The organism is Massilia sp. P1_C10, assembly GCF_056406475.1.
The window spans coordinates 83,970-97,446 of the sequence record NZ_JBFUAC010000010.1; the positions used below are offsets into that span (position 1 = coordinate 83,970).

The 13,477-nt window shown below is 65.6% G+C and carries 10 protein-coding genes and 1 pseudogene; 4 read left to right on the forward strand and 7 right to left on the reverse strand.

Annotated features, from left to right (window positions below):
- The first annotated feature begins 39 nt into the window (after positions 1-39).
- Positions 40-1,152: an acyltransferase family protein gene (locus AC1D02_RS19475; RefSeq protein ID WP_477319919.1), complete on the forward strand. Its 1,113-nt coding sequence runs from the start codon at positions 40-42 to the stop codon at positions 1,150-1,152.
- Positions 1,153-1,162: 10 nt separating this feature from the next.
- Here the strand turns inward: AC1D02_RS19475 and parC are convergent, their stop codons facing one another.
- Together parC and AC1D02_RS19485 are read right to left on the reverse strand one after the other, a co-directional pair.
- A complete protein-coding gene (gene parC, locus AC1D02_RS19480) occupies positions 1,163-3,559 on the reverse strand; it encodes a DNA topoisomerase IV subunit A (RefSeq protein WP_477319921.1) in 2,397 nt (798 codons plus the stop codon).
- Positions 3,560-3,738: 179 nt separating this feature from the next.
- Positions 3,739-5,736 (reverse strand): DNA topoisomerase IV subunit B, encoded by a 1,998-nt coding sequence (locus AC1D02_RS19485; protein WP_477319923.1) that lies wholly within the window; start codon positions 5,734-5,736, stop codon positions 3,739-3,741.
- Between the two features lie 592 nt (positions 5,737-6,328).
- Between AC1D02_RS19485 and AC1D02_RS19490 the strand changes: the two are divergent.
- Together AC1D02_RS19490 and AC1D02_RS19495 are read left to right on the forward strand one after the other, a co-directional pair.
- Positions 6,329-6,781: pseudogene (locus tag AC1D02_RS19490) on the forward strand (response regulator); the annotation flags it as partial.
- A complete protein-coding gene (locus AC1D02_RS19495; protein WP_477319925.1) occupies positions 6,682-7,854 on the forward strand; it encodes a gamma-glutamyl-gamma-aminobutyrate hydrolase family protein in 1,173 nt (390 codons plus the stop codon). The pseudogene AC1D02_RS19490 and the gene AC1D02_RS19495, both read left to right, overlap by 100 nt.
- Before the next feature lie 39 nt (positions 7,855-7,893).
- Here the strand turns inward: AC1D02_RS19495 and AC1D02_RS19500 are convergent, their stop codons facing one another.
- From AC1D02_RS19500 to AC1D02_RS19520, 5 genes are all read right to left on the reverse strand, one after another.
- Positions 7,894-9,009 (reverse strand): YbdK family carboxylate-amine ligase, encoded by a 1,116-nt coding sequence (locus AC1D02_RS19500; RefSeq protein WP_477319927.1) that lies wholly within the window; start codon positions 9,007-9,009, stop codon positions 7,894-7,896.
- Complete coding sequence (locus AC1D02_RS19505; RefSeq protein ID WP_477319929.1) at positions 8,999-10,189, reverse strand: cation:proton antiporter; 1,191 nt, start codon at positions 10,187-10,189, stop codon at positions 8,999-9,001. The genes AC1D02_RS19500 and AC1D02_RS19505 overlap by 11 nt, the downstream gene beginning before the upstream one ends.
- A gap of 180 nt (positions 10,190-10,369) precedes the next feature.
- Positions 10,370-11,539 carry a vWA domain-containing protein gene (locus AC1D02_RS19510; RefSeq protein ID WP_477319931.1) on the reverse strand — a complete coding sequence of 390 codons (1,170 nt, stop codon included), beginning with the start codon at positions 11,537-11,539 and terminating at the stop codon, positions 10,370-10,372.
- On the reverse strand, positions 11,533-12,120 hold the full coding sequence (locus AC1D02_RS19515; protein ID WP_477319933.1) for a GNAT family N-acetyltransferase: 588 nt from the start codon (positions 12,118-12,120) through the stop codon (positions 11,533-11,535). The genes AC1D02_RS19510 and AC1D02_RS19515 overlap by 7 nt, the downstream gene beginning before the upstream one ends.
- Positions 12,121-12,124: 4 nt before the next feature.
- Positions 12,125-12,991: an AAA family ATPase gene (locus AC1D02_RS19520; RefSeq protein WP_477319935.1), complete on the reverse strand. Its 867-nt coding sequence runs from the start codon at positions 12,989-12,991 to the stop codon at positions 12,125-12,127.
- Positions 12,992-13,141: 150 nt separating this feature from the next.
- Here AC1D02_RS19520 and AC1D02_RS19525 point away from each other — a divergent pair, with 150 nt between their 5' ends.
- A complete protein-coding gene (locus AC1D02_RS19525; protein ID WP_477319937.1) occupies positions 13,142-13,468 on the forward strand; it encodes a c-type cytochrome in 327 nt (108 codons plus the stop codon).
- Positions 13,469-13,477 lie beyond the last annotated feature (9 nt).

A 13,477-nucleotide genomic window follows, 5' to 3' on the forward strand; every position in this document is an offset into this window, starting at 1 on the left:
CGATTACACTGTTCGCCTTTTGAGAATAATGGCTGCGAAATGAACCAGGCTCAGAATATCCGATTGCCCGGCCTGGACTTGCTGCGCGCGTTGGCAATCGTCTGGGTGATGCTGTATCACCTTGCCAGCTACGGCGTCACGATGCCGGCTATCGTGGATCGTGGCTGGATGGGCGTGGACCTGTTCTTCGTCCTGAGCGGATACCTGATCGGCTGGCAGCTGTTAAAGCCATTCACGCATGGGGAGCAGCCATCGTGGTCACGGTTCTTTCAGCGCCGCGCGTGGCGCGTGCTGCCGGCTTACTTCACCGTGCTCGGCCTGTACCTGGCCGTGCCCGGCGTGCGCGAGGGTGGCGCGATGGCGCCGCTATGGCAGTTCCTGACCTTTTCGACGAACCTGTTCCCGGATTACTTCCGCCACCGTACCTATTCGCATGCGTGGTCGCTGTGCGTTGAAGAGCATTTCTATCTGTTGCTGCCTGCCGCAGTCTGGTTACTGGCCCGCAGGCCGGATGCACGGATGGTGGTGCTGACGGCCGCTGCGATCCTCATAGGCGGAATGGCGCTGCGCGGCTGGCTGTGGCAGCACGAGGTGGCGCCGTACCTCAACGTCCACGGCGGCGAACAAAATTTCGTGCTGCGCTACGTCGAAACGATCTACAACCCCACCTATACGCGCCTCGATGGGCTGCTGGCCGGCGTCATGCTGGCGCTAATGCGGGTATTCAGGCCGGTGTGGTGGGCGAAGGCACTGGAGTATGGATGGGCCTTCCTGGCAATCGGCGTGGCGGGCATGGCCGCGGCCATGCACATCGAACCCGCCAGCCTGGCCGGCGTGGTGTTCGAATTTCCGCTGCTGTCGGCCAGCATTGCGTGCGTGGTCGTCGGCGCGGCGAGCCCGCGTACGTGGCTGGGCCGTTTCGCCATCCCCGGTGCGCGCTTAATTGCCGCGCTTTCTTTCAGCTTGTACCTGACGCACAAGCAGGTCTATTACTGGCTGCATGGCGTGGCGGGCGAAGTAGTGGAGAGATCGGACCTGGTCGCGTTCGCCGCGTATAACGGCGCGGCGCTGGCGATTGCGGCGTTGTTGTATGCCGCGGTGGAGCGGCCCGGATTGAGGATGCGCGAGCGGGCTCAGGTCCTGCGGACCTGAGCCCCGAACATCAGGCGTCGGAGTCGGTGGTGCGCATCGCCAGCGAGATCGCCTTGACCTTCTGCACCAGCGGCTTGCCTTTGAGCGCGCGCTTGCCGAAGTGCGGCTCGAGCCCGGACGCGAACAGCTCCACCACGCGCGGCTTCGACCCCGCCCAGGTGCCGACGACGTTGACGCCCTTCTGCGTGATCGGCTGGACCGCCAGCAGCTTCTCTTTCGGCTCGAGGTGCATCAGGATCACGCCCTTGCCGCCATTGGTGAGCACCTTCATCTCGTCCATGCCGAACACCAGCACGCGGCCCTTCTCGGACAGGCAGGCGATCGCGCCGGCTTTTTCCGCGACCACGCGCGGCTGCAGCAGCACTGCGCCGTCCAACGTGAAGAACGACTTGCCGCCCTTGAGCCGGCTGACCATGTCGCCCGCTTTCGAGACGAAGCCGTAACCGGCCGACGAAGCGAGCACCAGTTGCGTGCTCGCGCTGCCCGCGAAGTAATGCAGGATGCGGGCGCCGCCCGACAGGTCCACCAGCGTGGTGATCGGCACGCCGTCGCCGCGCGCTCCCGGCAGCGCCGCCACCGGCACCGAGTACACCTTGCCGTTGTCGCCGAAGGCGAGCAGGGTATCGATGGTGCGGCATTCGAACGCGCCGTACATCGCATCGCCCGCCTTGAAGGTGAACTGGGCGGCGTCGTGGCCGATGCCGGTACGCGCGCGCACCCAGCCTTTTTCGGAGACGATCACGGTGACCGGCTCGTCGATGACCTTCTGCTCTGCCACTGCCTTCTGCGCTTCCTCGATCACGGTGCGGCGCTTGTCGCCGAACTGCTTGGCGTCGGCCTCGATCTCGCGGATGATCACGCGCTTCATGGTCGACGGATTGTCGAGGATGTCCTGCAGCGTGGCTTTTTCCTTGCGCAGTTCGGCCAGCTCCTGCTGGATCTTTATGGTTTCCAGGCGCGCCAGCTGGCGCAGGCGGATCTCGAGGATGTCCTCGGCCTGGCGGTCGGACAGGCGGAACTCGGCGATCAGCGCCGCTTTCGGCTCGTCCGAATTGCGGATGATGTGGATCACCTTGTCGATGTTCAGCAGGACCGCCTCGCGGCCTTCCAGGATGTGGATGCGGTCGTCGACTTTCGACATGCGGTACTCGGTGCGGCGCCGCACCGTCACGAAGCGGAACTCGATCCACTCCTGGATGATGTCGGTCAGGCCCTTCTGGCGCGGGCGGCCGTCGCCGCCGATCATCACCAGGTTGATCGAGTTGGACGACTCGAGCGAGGTGTGCGCCAGCAGCATCAGCATGAACTCGCCCTGGTCCTGGTTCTTCGACTTCGGCTCGAACACCAGGCGCACCGGCGCCTCGCGGCCCGATTCGTCGCGGATCGTGTCGAGCGAGCCGAGGATGGTCTGCTTGAGCGTGGTCTGCTCCGGCGACAGCGCCTTCTTGCCCAGCTTGATCTTCGGGTTGGTCAGTTCTTCGATCTCTTCGAGCACCTTCTGCGACGACACGCCCGGCGGCAGCTCGGTGACGACAGCCTGCCACTGGCCGCGCGCCAGCTCTTCGATCTTCCAGCGCGCGCGCACCTTCATGCTGCCGCGGCCGGTCGCGTACATCTCGGCGATCTGCGACGCCGGCGTGATGATCTGGCCGCCGCCGGGGAAGTCCGGGCCGGGGATGATCGCCATCAGCTCGGCGTGGGTGAGCTTCGGATTGCGGATCATGGCAACGGCGGCCTGCGCCACTTCGCTCAGGTTGTGCGACGGGATCTCGGTGGCCAGGCCGACCGCGATGCCCGAGGCGCCGTTCAGCAGGACCATCGGCAGGCGCGCCGGCAGCGTCTTCGGCTCGGTGGTCGAGCCATCGTAGTTCGGCTGGAAGTCGACCGTGCCCTGGTCGATTTCATCCATCAGGATGCGCGCGATCGGCGTCAGGCGCGCCTCGGTGTAGCGCATCGCCGCGGCGCCGTCGCCGTCGCGCGAGCCGAAGTTGCCCTGGCCGTCGATCAGCGGATAGCGCAGCGAGAAGTCCTGGGCCATGCGCACCAGCGCGTCGTAGACCGACTGGTCGCCGTGCGGGTGCAGTTTGCCGAGCACGTCGCCGACCACGGCGGCCGACTTGCGCGGCTTGGCGGTCGGGCCGAGACCCAGCTCGTTCATCGCAAACAGGATGCGGCGCTGGACCGGCTTCTGGCCGTCGCACACGTCGGGCAGCGCGCGGCCCTTGACCACCGAGACGGCGTAGTCGAGGTAGGCGCGCTCGGCGAAGGTCGACAGCGTCAGCGACTCGCCGTCGTCTTCCGGCGGCGGTGGCGGCGGTGGCGGCGGATCGTTCGGCGGCGGCGGAGGGGGAGCGGCGTCCTCGGGGACCGGTTGGGGAGCGTCGAAAAGAGTGGCTTGATTAGACATAGTTATTTCAATTCAATTCGGTAATTCAGAAACCCGGGTCAGACCCCATTTTTATTCGGTCACGCCCCACTTTCAGGCGCCCGGCTTGGCTTTCGCAGCCGCAGAAACCGGGTCAGACCCCATTCTTATTTTGGCAAAGTAAATTCGGCCAATTAAAAAACGGGTCTGACCCCGCGGTTTTAGATGTCGGCTTCGGTCTCGTTGCCGTGCTCTTCGATCCAGGCGCGGCGGGCGGCGGCTTCGCCTTTACCCATCAGCATGTTGAAGCGCGCCGACGAATCGGCCTGGCTGAAATAGCCCAGCGTGACCGGCAGCAGCCGGCGCGTGTCCGGGTTCATCGTGGTTTCCCACAGCTGCTCGGCGTTCATCTCGCCCAGGCCCTTGAAGCGCGAGATGCCCCAGGCGCCTTCCTTGACGCCGTCCTTGCGCAGCTTGTCCTCGATCGCCACCAGCTCGCCGGCGTCGAGCGCGTACAGCTTCTGGATCGGCTTCTTGCCGCGCGCCGGCGCGTCGACGCGGAACAGCGGCGGCCGCGCGATGCAGATGTGGCCATGCGCGAACAGCGCCGGGAAGTGCTTGAAGAAGAGGGTGAGCAGCAGCACCTGGATGTGCGAGCCGTCGACGTCCGCATCGGACAGGATGCAGATTTTCCCGTAGCGCAGGCCCGACAGGTCCGGCGTGTCGCCGTAGCTGTGCGGGTCGACGCCGATCGCCACCGCGATGTCGTGAATTTCGTTGTTGGCGAACAGGCGGTCGCGGTCGGTCTCCCACGAGTTGAGCACCTTGCCGCGCAGCGGCAGGATGGCCTGGAATTCCTTGTCGCGGCCCATCTTGGCCGACCCGCCCGCCGAGTCGCCCTCGACCAGGAAGATCTCGTTGCGCGAAATGTCCGACGATTCGCAGTCGGTCAGCTTGCCCGGCAAAACCGCCACGCCGGACGACTTCTTCTTCTCCACCTTTTGCAGCGAGCGCAGGCGCGACTGGGCCTGCTTGATCACCAGCTCGGCCAGCTTCTTGCCGTATTCGACGTGGTGGTTCAGCCATACTTCGAGCGGCGGCTTGGAGAAGGTCGACACCAGGCGCACCGCGTCGCGCGAATTCAGGCGTTCCTTGATCTGGCCCTGGAACTGCGGATCCAGCACTTTGGCCGACAGCACGAACGAGACGCGCGCGAACACGTCTTCGGGCAGCAGCTTGACGCCCTTCGGCAGCAGCGAGTGCATCTCGACGAAGTTCTTCACCGCGCCATACAGGCCGTCGCGCAGGCCCGACTCGTGGGTGCCGCCGTTCGGGGTCGGGATCAGGTTGACGTAGGACTCGCGCACCACGGCGCCTTCCTCGGTCCACGCGACAACCCACGCCGCGCCTTCGCCCTCGGCGAAACCGTCGTCGGCGCCGTTCGAGTACTGCGCGCCTTCGAACACCGGGATCAGCGTCTCGCCGTTGGAGGTCTGGGCCAGCATTTCGTTCAGATAGCCGCGCAGGCCTTCATCGTATTTCCAGCTCTGGACGTCGCCCGTCCTGGCGTTGGTCAGCGTGACCGTCACGCCCGGCAGCAGCACCGCCTTGGAGCGCAGCAGGCGCTGCAGCTCGACCTTCGAGATCTCAGGCGAGTCGAAATACTTCGGATCCGGCCAGGCGGTCACGCGCGTGCCGCTCTTCTTGCCGTCGCGCGGGGCAGGGCGCGAGGTAAGCGGCTCGATCACGTCGCCATTGGCGAACACCAGGTGGTGCAGGCCGTTGCCGTCCGGTTCCTTGCGCCACACCGTGATCTCGAGGCGGGTCGACAGCGCATTCGTCACCGAGACGCCGACGCCGTGCAGGCCGCCCGAGAATGCATAGGCGCCGCCCGAGCCTTTGTCGAACTTGCCGCCGGCGTGCAGGCGCGTGAAGACGATCTCCACCGTCGGCACGCCTTCCTCGGGATGCAGGCCGACCGGGATGCCGCGTCCGTCGTCCTCGACCGTGATCGAGCCGTCCGTGTTGACCGTCACCGCGATGTGATTGCAGTGGCCGCCGAGCGCTTCGTCGGAGGCGTTGTCGATCACCTCCTGGATGATGTGCAGGGGATTTTCGGTCCGGGTGTACATGCCCGGACGCTGTTTGACGGGCTCGAGTCCCTTGAGGACCCGGATCGAGGCTTCGCTATAGTCGGATGCTGGTTTTTTGGTTGCCATACGTGGTCAAACTAATAATTTGAATTGGGAAATGCCTGGGCATTCTATCGTGTCTGCCGCAAAGGGGGAGAAGAACTGGATAAAAACACAGTCTTTTCCGGCGGTATTCTACGCAATTGTCGACCGTGTTTACAATTGACCGCCACGAAATCGAGAAAATAGTTAGCATCGCGTTGCAAAGCTTGATGTAGAACGACCTTGTACCAGAGTGATTGTGCTTGCCAGTCGGCGCAATTGTGACTAGATTCAAAGCGAGGCAGCGCCAAAAGGGCCGCTGGCCCGCCCTTTGCGTGCCAACATGCATTCTTCTAAATTTCCGTTCGCAGTGCGCCTGATCGGTTTCGAGGCGCCAGAATTCGCTGAGGTCTGCGCGGCGCTGGCACAGGCGCCGCCGGCCGGGCCGTCGTATTTCTGCCTGCTCGAGGATAGCCTGCAGGAGCCCGATCTCTACATCGTCAACGGCGATCACCTCCCGGCACTGGCCGCCCTGTCCGGCGCCAACCCCACTGAGATCACCCCCGCCCTGATCATCGGCGCCACCGCTCCCGCCTTTCCCTTCCCCCAGTTGCCGCGTCCGGTCGACCCGACCCGCATGCACCACCTGCTGGCCGGCCTGGTGCACAAGCGCGCGCAGGCGCTGGCGCAGCTGACCGCGCGCGGCCTGTCGCCGGTGGTGATCGAGCGGCGCCGCAAGCCGCGCCTGGACATCGACCTGACCGATCCGGTCCAGCACGAGCAGAAGCGCAAGGAGCCGCCGTCGGGCGCCATCCTGATCGTCGACAAGGGCGGCGCCTTCCGCGACCACGTGGCCAAGGTGTTCGGGCCGCGCCGCTGGCCGGTCGAGTGGACCGACAGCGCCGGCGCCGCGGTGAGGCTGTGCGACGAGACGGCGGTGTCGGTCCTGATGATCAACACCTCGACGCCGCAAGTGGACCCGTACCGGCTGTGCGCCGACGTCAAGGGCTTGCCGGCGGCCGAGCGCACCGCGGTGGTCTTCCTGGTCGGACGCAGCTTCGCCTACGACGCGCCGCGCGCGCGCGCGGTCGGCGTGCGCGGGCTGCTCGACAAGCCGGTGGCCGACCGCCACCTGTACTCGGCGATCAAGAAGCTGATGTCGCTGCCGTAAGCAAGATGGGGTCGGCTCCGCCGGACCTGACCCCGCTTTTTCATGCGAGGACGATGACCGATCCTGATCAAGCGCCGGGCCGTTCGCCGGACCGCCGCGAGCCGGGCGACTTGCCGCGCTGGCAGCGCCGCGGCGACACGCCGCTGGCGCTGGCCGGGCGCGTGCTGTCGTCGCGCTTTCGCGCGCTGCGCGACCGCTTCAGCCGCGGCTTCATGCGGCGCACCCTGCGCATCGGCGTGTCGGCGCGGATCTTTCATCCCGAGCCCGGCGCCACCGGCCTGCGCTCGAAAAACCTGCAATACCTCGAAGAGTCGATCGCCCGGTGGGTGATGTCGCGCGACGTGCTGGTGTTCATGGTCCCAACGGTAAACACCAGCGGGCTCCTCCACCCCAGCAACATCACCCTGCGCCACTACGCGCGCCACCTCGACGGGCTGGTGCTGCAGGGCGGGGCGGACGTGTCGCCGCAGACGTATTCGGAAACGGCCACGCGGCCCGAGTGGAGCGGCGACCGCGCGCGCGACATCTACGAGCTCGAGCTGCTGCATGAATTCGTCGGCGCCGGCAAGCCGGTGCTGGGGATATGCCGCGGCTGCCAGCTGATCAACGTGGCCTTCGGCGGCACCTTGTACCAGGATGTGGTCTCCGATTTCCCGGACGGGATGGCGCACGTGAACGACGAGTACGACGCGCACAAGCATGCGATCGTGTTCGCGCCAGGGTCGACCTTGGGGCGGCTGTTCCCGGACCAGAAGCGGCCGGTGGTCAATTCGATCCACCACCAGGCGGTCAAGGACCTGGGGCGCGACATCGCGATCGAGGCAATGTCGGATCCGGACGGCGTGATCGAAGCGATCCGCTACCAGCGCGCCGACTTCGTCATGGGGCTGCAGTGGCATCCCGAGTTCCACCGCGCCGGCGGACGCGAGCTGCTCGACTGCACGCCGATCCTCGACGAGTTCCTGCGCGCCGCGCGCGAGACGCGCTTTTGAAGTTGGGGCCAGGTCCAGCGGACCTCACCCCATCTCGGATCAGCCGCGGAAAATGCGGATCGCCTCGTCGACCATTCCTTCGCAGCCGCCGTGCACCTCATACTGCTGCCGCAGGAACGACGCATCGCCGCCGGTCTCCGCCACTTCGCGCAGGTGCGCCAGCGCCGCAGAGCCGCCCAGCGCCTCCGCATGCGGCGCCATCGCCGCCAGCGTCTGCAAAATATCCTCGCGCAGCCCCACCGTCCGGTAGGTCTTTGGATGCGTGACCGCGCCATCGAGCCCGAAACGGCAGGCCTGGAAGCGGTTGTAGTTGTAGACCAGGTAGTCGTCCTCGCACGGCGCCGCTTCGCGCCGCTCCAGCAGGTGCCGGCACAGCGCCTGCAAGTAGCCCGCCAGCGCGGCGGCCCGTTCCACCGTCAGCGGCGTGTCGCACACCCTCAGCTCGATGGTGCCGTATTCGGGCTTCGGCCGGATGTCCCAGTAAAAGTCCTTCATGCTCTTGACGATGCCGGTCGCTTCCATCTTGGCGTAGTAGCCGCTGCCGAAGTCGTCCCAGCTGAGCGTGAACGGCGCGCGCCCGCTCATCGGAAACGCGAACACGGAATTCAGACGCGCCGAATCGAACAGCGTGTCGCGCCCCTGCACGAACGGCGACGACGCCGACAGCGCGATGAAATGCGGCACATAGCGCGACAGCGAATGCAGCAGGAACAGCGCATCGTCGCCCGAGGTGCAGCCGATGTGCACGTGCTGGCCGAAGATGGTGAACTGCTTGGCCAGGTAGCCGTACAGCACCGACAGCTCCTGGAAGCGCTGCTTGGGATAGATTTTCTGCTCGGACCAGTGCTGGAATGGGTGGGTGCCGCCGCCGCCGATGCCGATATTGAGCTTGTCGGCCGCCGCGACCAGCGTGTCGCGGATCGCCCGCAGTTCGGCCAGCAGCGGCGCGTGGTGAGTCTGCACGCTCGAATTAATTTCGATCATGCTCTCGGTGATCTCCGGTGTGACGTTGCCGGGGAAGGGCTTCTGCGCCAGCAGGTGCAGCAGGTCGGGGCTGGCCGGCGTCAGGTCGAAGTCCGACCGGCTGGTCAACTGCAGCTCAAGTTCGACGCCGAAGGTCAGCGCATTCGATTTGGCAAACGGTTCAAGCGCCATGCTGGCCCTCCGGGGTTTCGCGCGCCCATACCAGGGCGCGCTGCAGGATGACGGGCGCGCCCAGTTCCAGCAGCAGGCTCACCGCCGCCATCGCCTGCGCGGCCGCCGGCAGCGCGACGCCGTTCACGCGCGCGTGTTCGAGCACGAGGATGATGAAGATCGACAGCGGCGCCAGTCCCAGCCCGGTCAGCGCGCCCTTGCGCCACGAGATGCCGGACAGCGGCGAGAACAGCGCGACGCCGGCTGTCTTGGTCACCAGGCGCACCGCCACCATCGCCAGCGAGGGCACCAGGCCGGCGCTGACGATGCGCCAGTCGAGCAGGGACGCGGCGTACACGTACAGCAGCACGGTGAGCAGGTCGCCCAGCGCGCCGAAGCTGCGCTGGGCCTGGCCGTAGGCGACGCGGCGGTGGCGCGCGGTCAGGCCGAAGGCGAGGGCGGCGACCACCGGCGACAGGTGGAAGGTGTAGGTGACGGAGACCAGCAGGATCACCGACAGCGCGAAGGCGACGGTGGTGTCCTGCGCCAGGTTGCCCAGCGCGCGCAGCAGCGCGGAGACTGCCACGCCGGCGAAGGCGCCAGCCAGGCCGGACACCACCAGCGAGCGGAAGCTGATCCACGCGGCCTCGCCGAGGTCTTCCGTGCTGCGGAACATCCAGTAGCCGACCACCAGGTTGAAGGCGAAGACGGCCAGCACGCAGTTCACCGCGGCCAGGTGCATCACCCGCTCGGTGACCTGGCCGGAGGCGCGCTGCTCGTTGACGACGCGGACCACCGTCGCCGGCGAGGTGGCCATCGACAGGGCGGCGAGCATCAGCGCGGTGGTCGGCTCGGTGCCGAAGGCGAGGGCGATCCAGCGCACGCCGATGAAGGTGGCGCCGGCTTCGACGAGGCTGGCCACGCCGAGCCACGGATTGGCGCGAAACCAGCGCAGGTTGATGCGGTAGCCCAGTTCGAACAGCATCAGGCCGAAGGCGATATCGGCCGCCACCAGCGCGGCGCCGCCGTTGGGCACCGGCAGGATGCCGATCTGGCCGCTGGCCAGCGCGAAGCCGACCAGGCCGTAGAAGGTGACGCGCGGCAGGCCGGTGAAGCGCTGGCCGAATTCGCCGGCCAGCCAGGCCAATGCGATGGCCACTGGCCAGGCCAAGCTGGTCAGGATCGACAGCAGGTCGGGCATGGGGTGTCCTGTGCGGGTCGGTGATGGCCGATTTTACAAGACGAGGCAGGGCGGACGCGGCACGTTTCCACAACGATAACGTATCGAATGTCGTACCAGCGAAGGCTGGTACCCATGCTGAACATGATGCGCCAATTCGCCGGCTCAACATGGGCACCAGCCTTCGCTGGTGCGGCGGGCTTATTTGCTCAGCAAGCGCATGCCGCTTTCCAAACCGGCGATCGTGAGCGGGAACATGCGGTTGTTCATGATCTGCTTGATCACCGAGATCGACTGGCGGTACTGCCACACGCCTTCCGGCTCCGGATTGAGCCAGATGAACTTGGGGAAGGCGTTGCAGAAGCGCGCCAGCCATTCGGCGCCCGCTTCCTCGTTGTTGTACTCGACCGACCCGCCCGGCGCCAGCACCTCGTACGGGCTCATGGTCGCGTCGCCGACGAAGATCAGCTTGGTGTCCGGCGGGTACTTGCGCAGGATGTCCCAGGTCGGGAAGCGCTCGGCGTTGCGGCGCCGGTTGTTCTTCCACAGGTAGTCGTAGACGCAGTTGTGGAAGTAGAAGAACTCCATGTTCTTGAATTCGGTCCTGGCCGCCGAGAACAGCTCCTCGGTGCGCTCGATGTGGTCGTCCATGCTGCCACCCACGTCGAGAAGCATCAGCACCTTGATCTTGTTCTTGCGCTCGGGCTGCATCTTGATGTCGAGCCAGCCAGCGTTGCTGGCGGTGGCGCGAATCGTCGCGTCCAGCGCCAGTTCTTCTTCGGCGCCTTCGCGCGCGAACTTGCGCAGCCGGCGCAGGGCGACCTTGATGTTGCGCGTGCCCAGTTCGCGCTCGGCGTCGTAATCCTTGTAGGCGCGCTGCTCCCACACCTTGACCGCGGTCCGGTTGCCGCCGGCGCCGCCGATGCGGATGCCTTCCGGGTTGGTGCCGCCATTGCCGAACGGCGAAGTGCCGCCGGTGCCGATCCACTTGCTGCCGCCCTGGTGGCGCTCCTTCTGCTCCTTGAGCAGCTCATTCAGGCGGTCCATCAGCTTGTCGTAGCCGAATTTCTCCAGCGCGGCCTTCTGCTCGGGCGTCAGCTCGCGCTCCATGCGCTTGAGCAGCCAGTCGAGCGGGATCGCGCTGCCCGCCTCGAAGGCGCCGCTGACGCCCTTGAAGTACTGGGCGAACGCGCGGTCGAACTTGTCGAAGTGTGCCTCGTCCTTGACCAGCGCAATGCGCGCCAGGTAGTAGAAGTCGTCCATCGACTGGCCGGCCAGGTTCTTTTCCATCGCTTCGAGCAAGGTCAGGAATTCCTTGATCGTGACCGGGATCCTGGCGTCCTTCAACGTGAAGAAGAAATCGATCAGCATGATGAGCCGTGCTTCTGCAGCCGGTAGGCCAGCTGCTCGCGCACTTCGGGCCACTCGCCGCGCACGATGCTGTACATGACCGTGTCGCGCACGGTGCCGTCGCGGCGCGGATGGTGGTGGCGGATCACGCCGTCCTTCTTGGCGCCGAGCCGCTCGATCGCCGCCTGCGAGGCGTAGTTGAAGTTATCGGTGCGCAGGCCGACCACCGCGCAGCCCAGCGTGTCGAAGGCGTGCGACAGCAGCAGCATCTTGCAGGTGCTGTTGACGTGGCTGCGCTGGCGGCTCTTCGCGTACCAGGTCCAGCCGATTTCGACCCGGTCCACCGCCGGCACGATGTCGTGGTAGCTGGTGGTGCCGATGACGGTGTCGCCTTCGAGCACGGCGAACGCGAGCCGGCCCGGCATGTCGCCGGCGGCGGCGATGTAAGCGTCGACCTGGTCCGGCTCGGGCACGGAAGTGATGCGCAGCTTCCACAGCTCGCCGTCGCTGGCTGCCGCGCGCAGGCCGCCGGCGTGATGCGGCGCCAGCGGCTCGAGCCGCACGCCGTTCGCTTCGAGGGTAACGGGGACGACGTGGATCATGGCGTCAGCGGTTGGTGCGCGACATGTAGACCAGGCGCTCGAACAGGTGCACGTCCTGTTCGTTTTTGAGCAGCGCGCCGTGCAGCGGCGGCACCACCGACTTGGTGTCCTTGCTCCGCAGCGCTTCCGGTCCGATGTCCTCGGCCAGCAGCAGCTTGAGCCAGTCGAGGAACTCGGACGTCGATGGCTTCTTCTTCAGGCCGGGGACGTCGCGCACTTCGTAGAAGCTTTGCAGCGCCTGCGCCAGCAACTCCTGCTTCAGGGTCGGATAGTGGACCTTGACGATCGCCTCCATCGTGTCCTTGTCGGGGAATTTGATGTAGTGAAAGAAGCAGCGGCGCAGGAAAGCGTCCGGCAGCTCCTTCTCGTTGTTGGAGGTGATGATCACCAGCGGCCGGTGGCGGGCGACGACCATCTCGCGCGTCTCGTAGACGTAGAACTCCATGCGATCGAGTTCGCGCAGCAGGTCGTTGGGGAACTCGATGTCGGCCTTGTCGATTTCGTCGATCAGCAGCACCACCGGCTCGGGCGCGGTGAACGCCTGCCACAGCACGCCCTTGACGATGTAGTTGTGGATGTCGCGCACGCGCTCGTCGCCCAGCTGCGAGTCGCGCAGGCGCGAGACGGCGTCGTATTCGTACAGGCCCTGCTGCGCCTTGGTGGTCGACTTGATGTGCCACTGCATCAGCGGCATGCCCAGCGCGTCGGCCACTTCCTCGGCCAGCATGGTCTTGCCGGTGCCCGGCTCGCCCTTGATCAGCAGGGGGCGCTGCAAGGTCAGCGCGGCGTTGACCGCCAGTTTCAGGTCGCTGGTGGCGACATAGCTGTCGGTGCCTTCGAAACGGGGCGGCGGTAAATGTTGAGCGTGCATGGAGTCGGAGCCGGAAATGATGGAATTGGATCGAGTATAAGCCAAGCGCGGAATGTGGACTGCCTGACGGCATTCAGTTAGAATCGCGTGCTGGTAGACTAAATTGTAACTTTTGCGCTAGCACCCGATTACTCTTTACCTTTGCAACCTATGAAAAAAATCTTCGCACTTCTCGTGCTCGCCGGCGTCGCCAATGTCGCCGCCGCGGCAGACATCGTCGGAAATCCCAAGGCTGCAGCTGCCAAGGTAGAAATGTGTATCGGCTGCCACGGCATCCCTGAATACAAGGCCTCGTTCCCGGAAGTGTACCGGGTGCCGAAGATCGGCGGCCAGTCGGCCAAGTACATCGAGAGCGCGCTCAACGCGTACAAGAAGGGCGAGCGCAAGCATCCGTCGATGCGCGGCATCGCCGCCAGCCTGTCCGACCAGGACATCGCCGACATCGCCGCGTTCTACGCGCAGACCACGCAGAAATAAGGACAGCCA

Excerpts from the sequence above, each read along its gene's own strand:
- AC1D02_RS19475 (WP_477319919.1), top strand. The coding sequence starts at position 40 with ATGAACCAGGCTCAGAATATCCGATTGCCCGGCCTGGACTTGCTGCGC.
- parC (WP_477319921.1), bottom strand. The coding sequence starts at position 3,559 with ATGTCTAATCAAGCCACTCTTTTCGACGCTCCCCAACCGGTCCCCGAG.
- AC1D02_RS19485 (WP_477319923.1), bottom strand. The coding sequence starts at position 5,736 with ATGGCAACCAAAAAACCAGCATCCGACTATAGCGAAGCCTCGATCCGG.
- AC1D02_RS19500 (WP_477319927.1), bottom strand. The coding sequence starts at position 9,009 with ATGGCGCTTGAACCGTTTGCCAAATCGAATGCGCTGACCTTCGGCGTC.
- AC1D02_RS19505 (WP_477319929.1), bottom strand. The coding sequence starts at position 10,189 with ATGCCCGACCTGCTGTCGATCCTGACCAGCTTGGCCTGGCCAGTGGCC.
- AC1D02_RS19510 (WP_477319931.1), bottom strand. The coding sequence starts at position 11,539 with ATGCTGATCGATTTCTTCTTCACGTTGAAGGACGCCAGGATCCCGGTC.
- AC1D02_RS19515 (WP_477319933.1), bottom strand. The coding sequence starts at position 12,120 with ATGATCCACGTCGTCCCCGTTACCCTCGAAGCGAACGGCGTGCGGCTC.
- AC1D02_RS19520 (WP_477319935.1), bottom strand. The coding sequence starts at position 12,991 with ATGCACGCTCAACATTTACCGCCGCCCCGTTTCGAAGGCACCGACAGC.
- AC1D02_RS19525 (WP_477319937.1), top strand. The coding sequence starts at position 13,142 with ATGAAAAAAATCTTCGCACTTCTCGTGCTCGCCGGCGTCGCCAATGTC.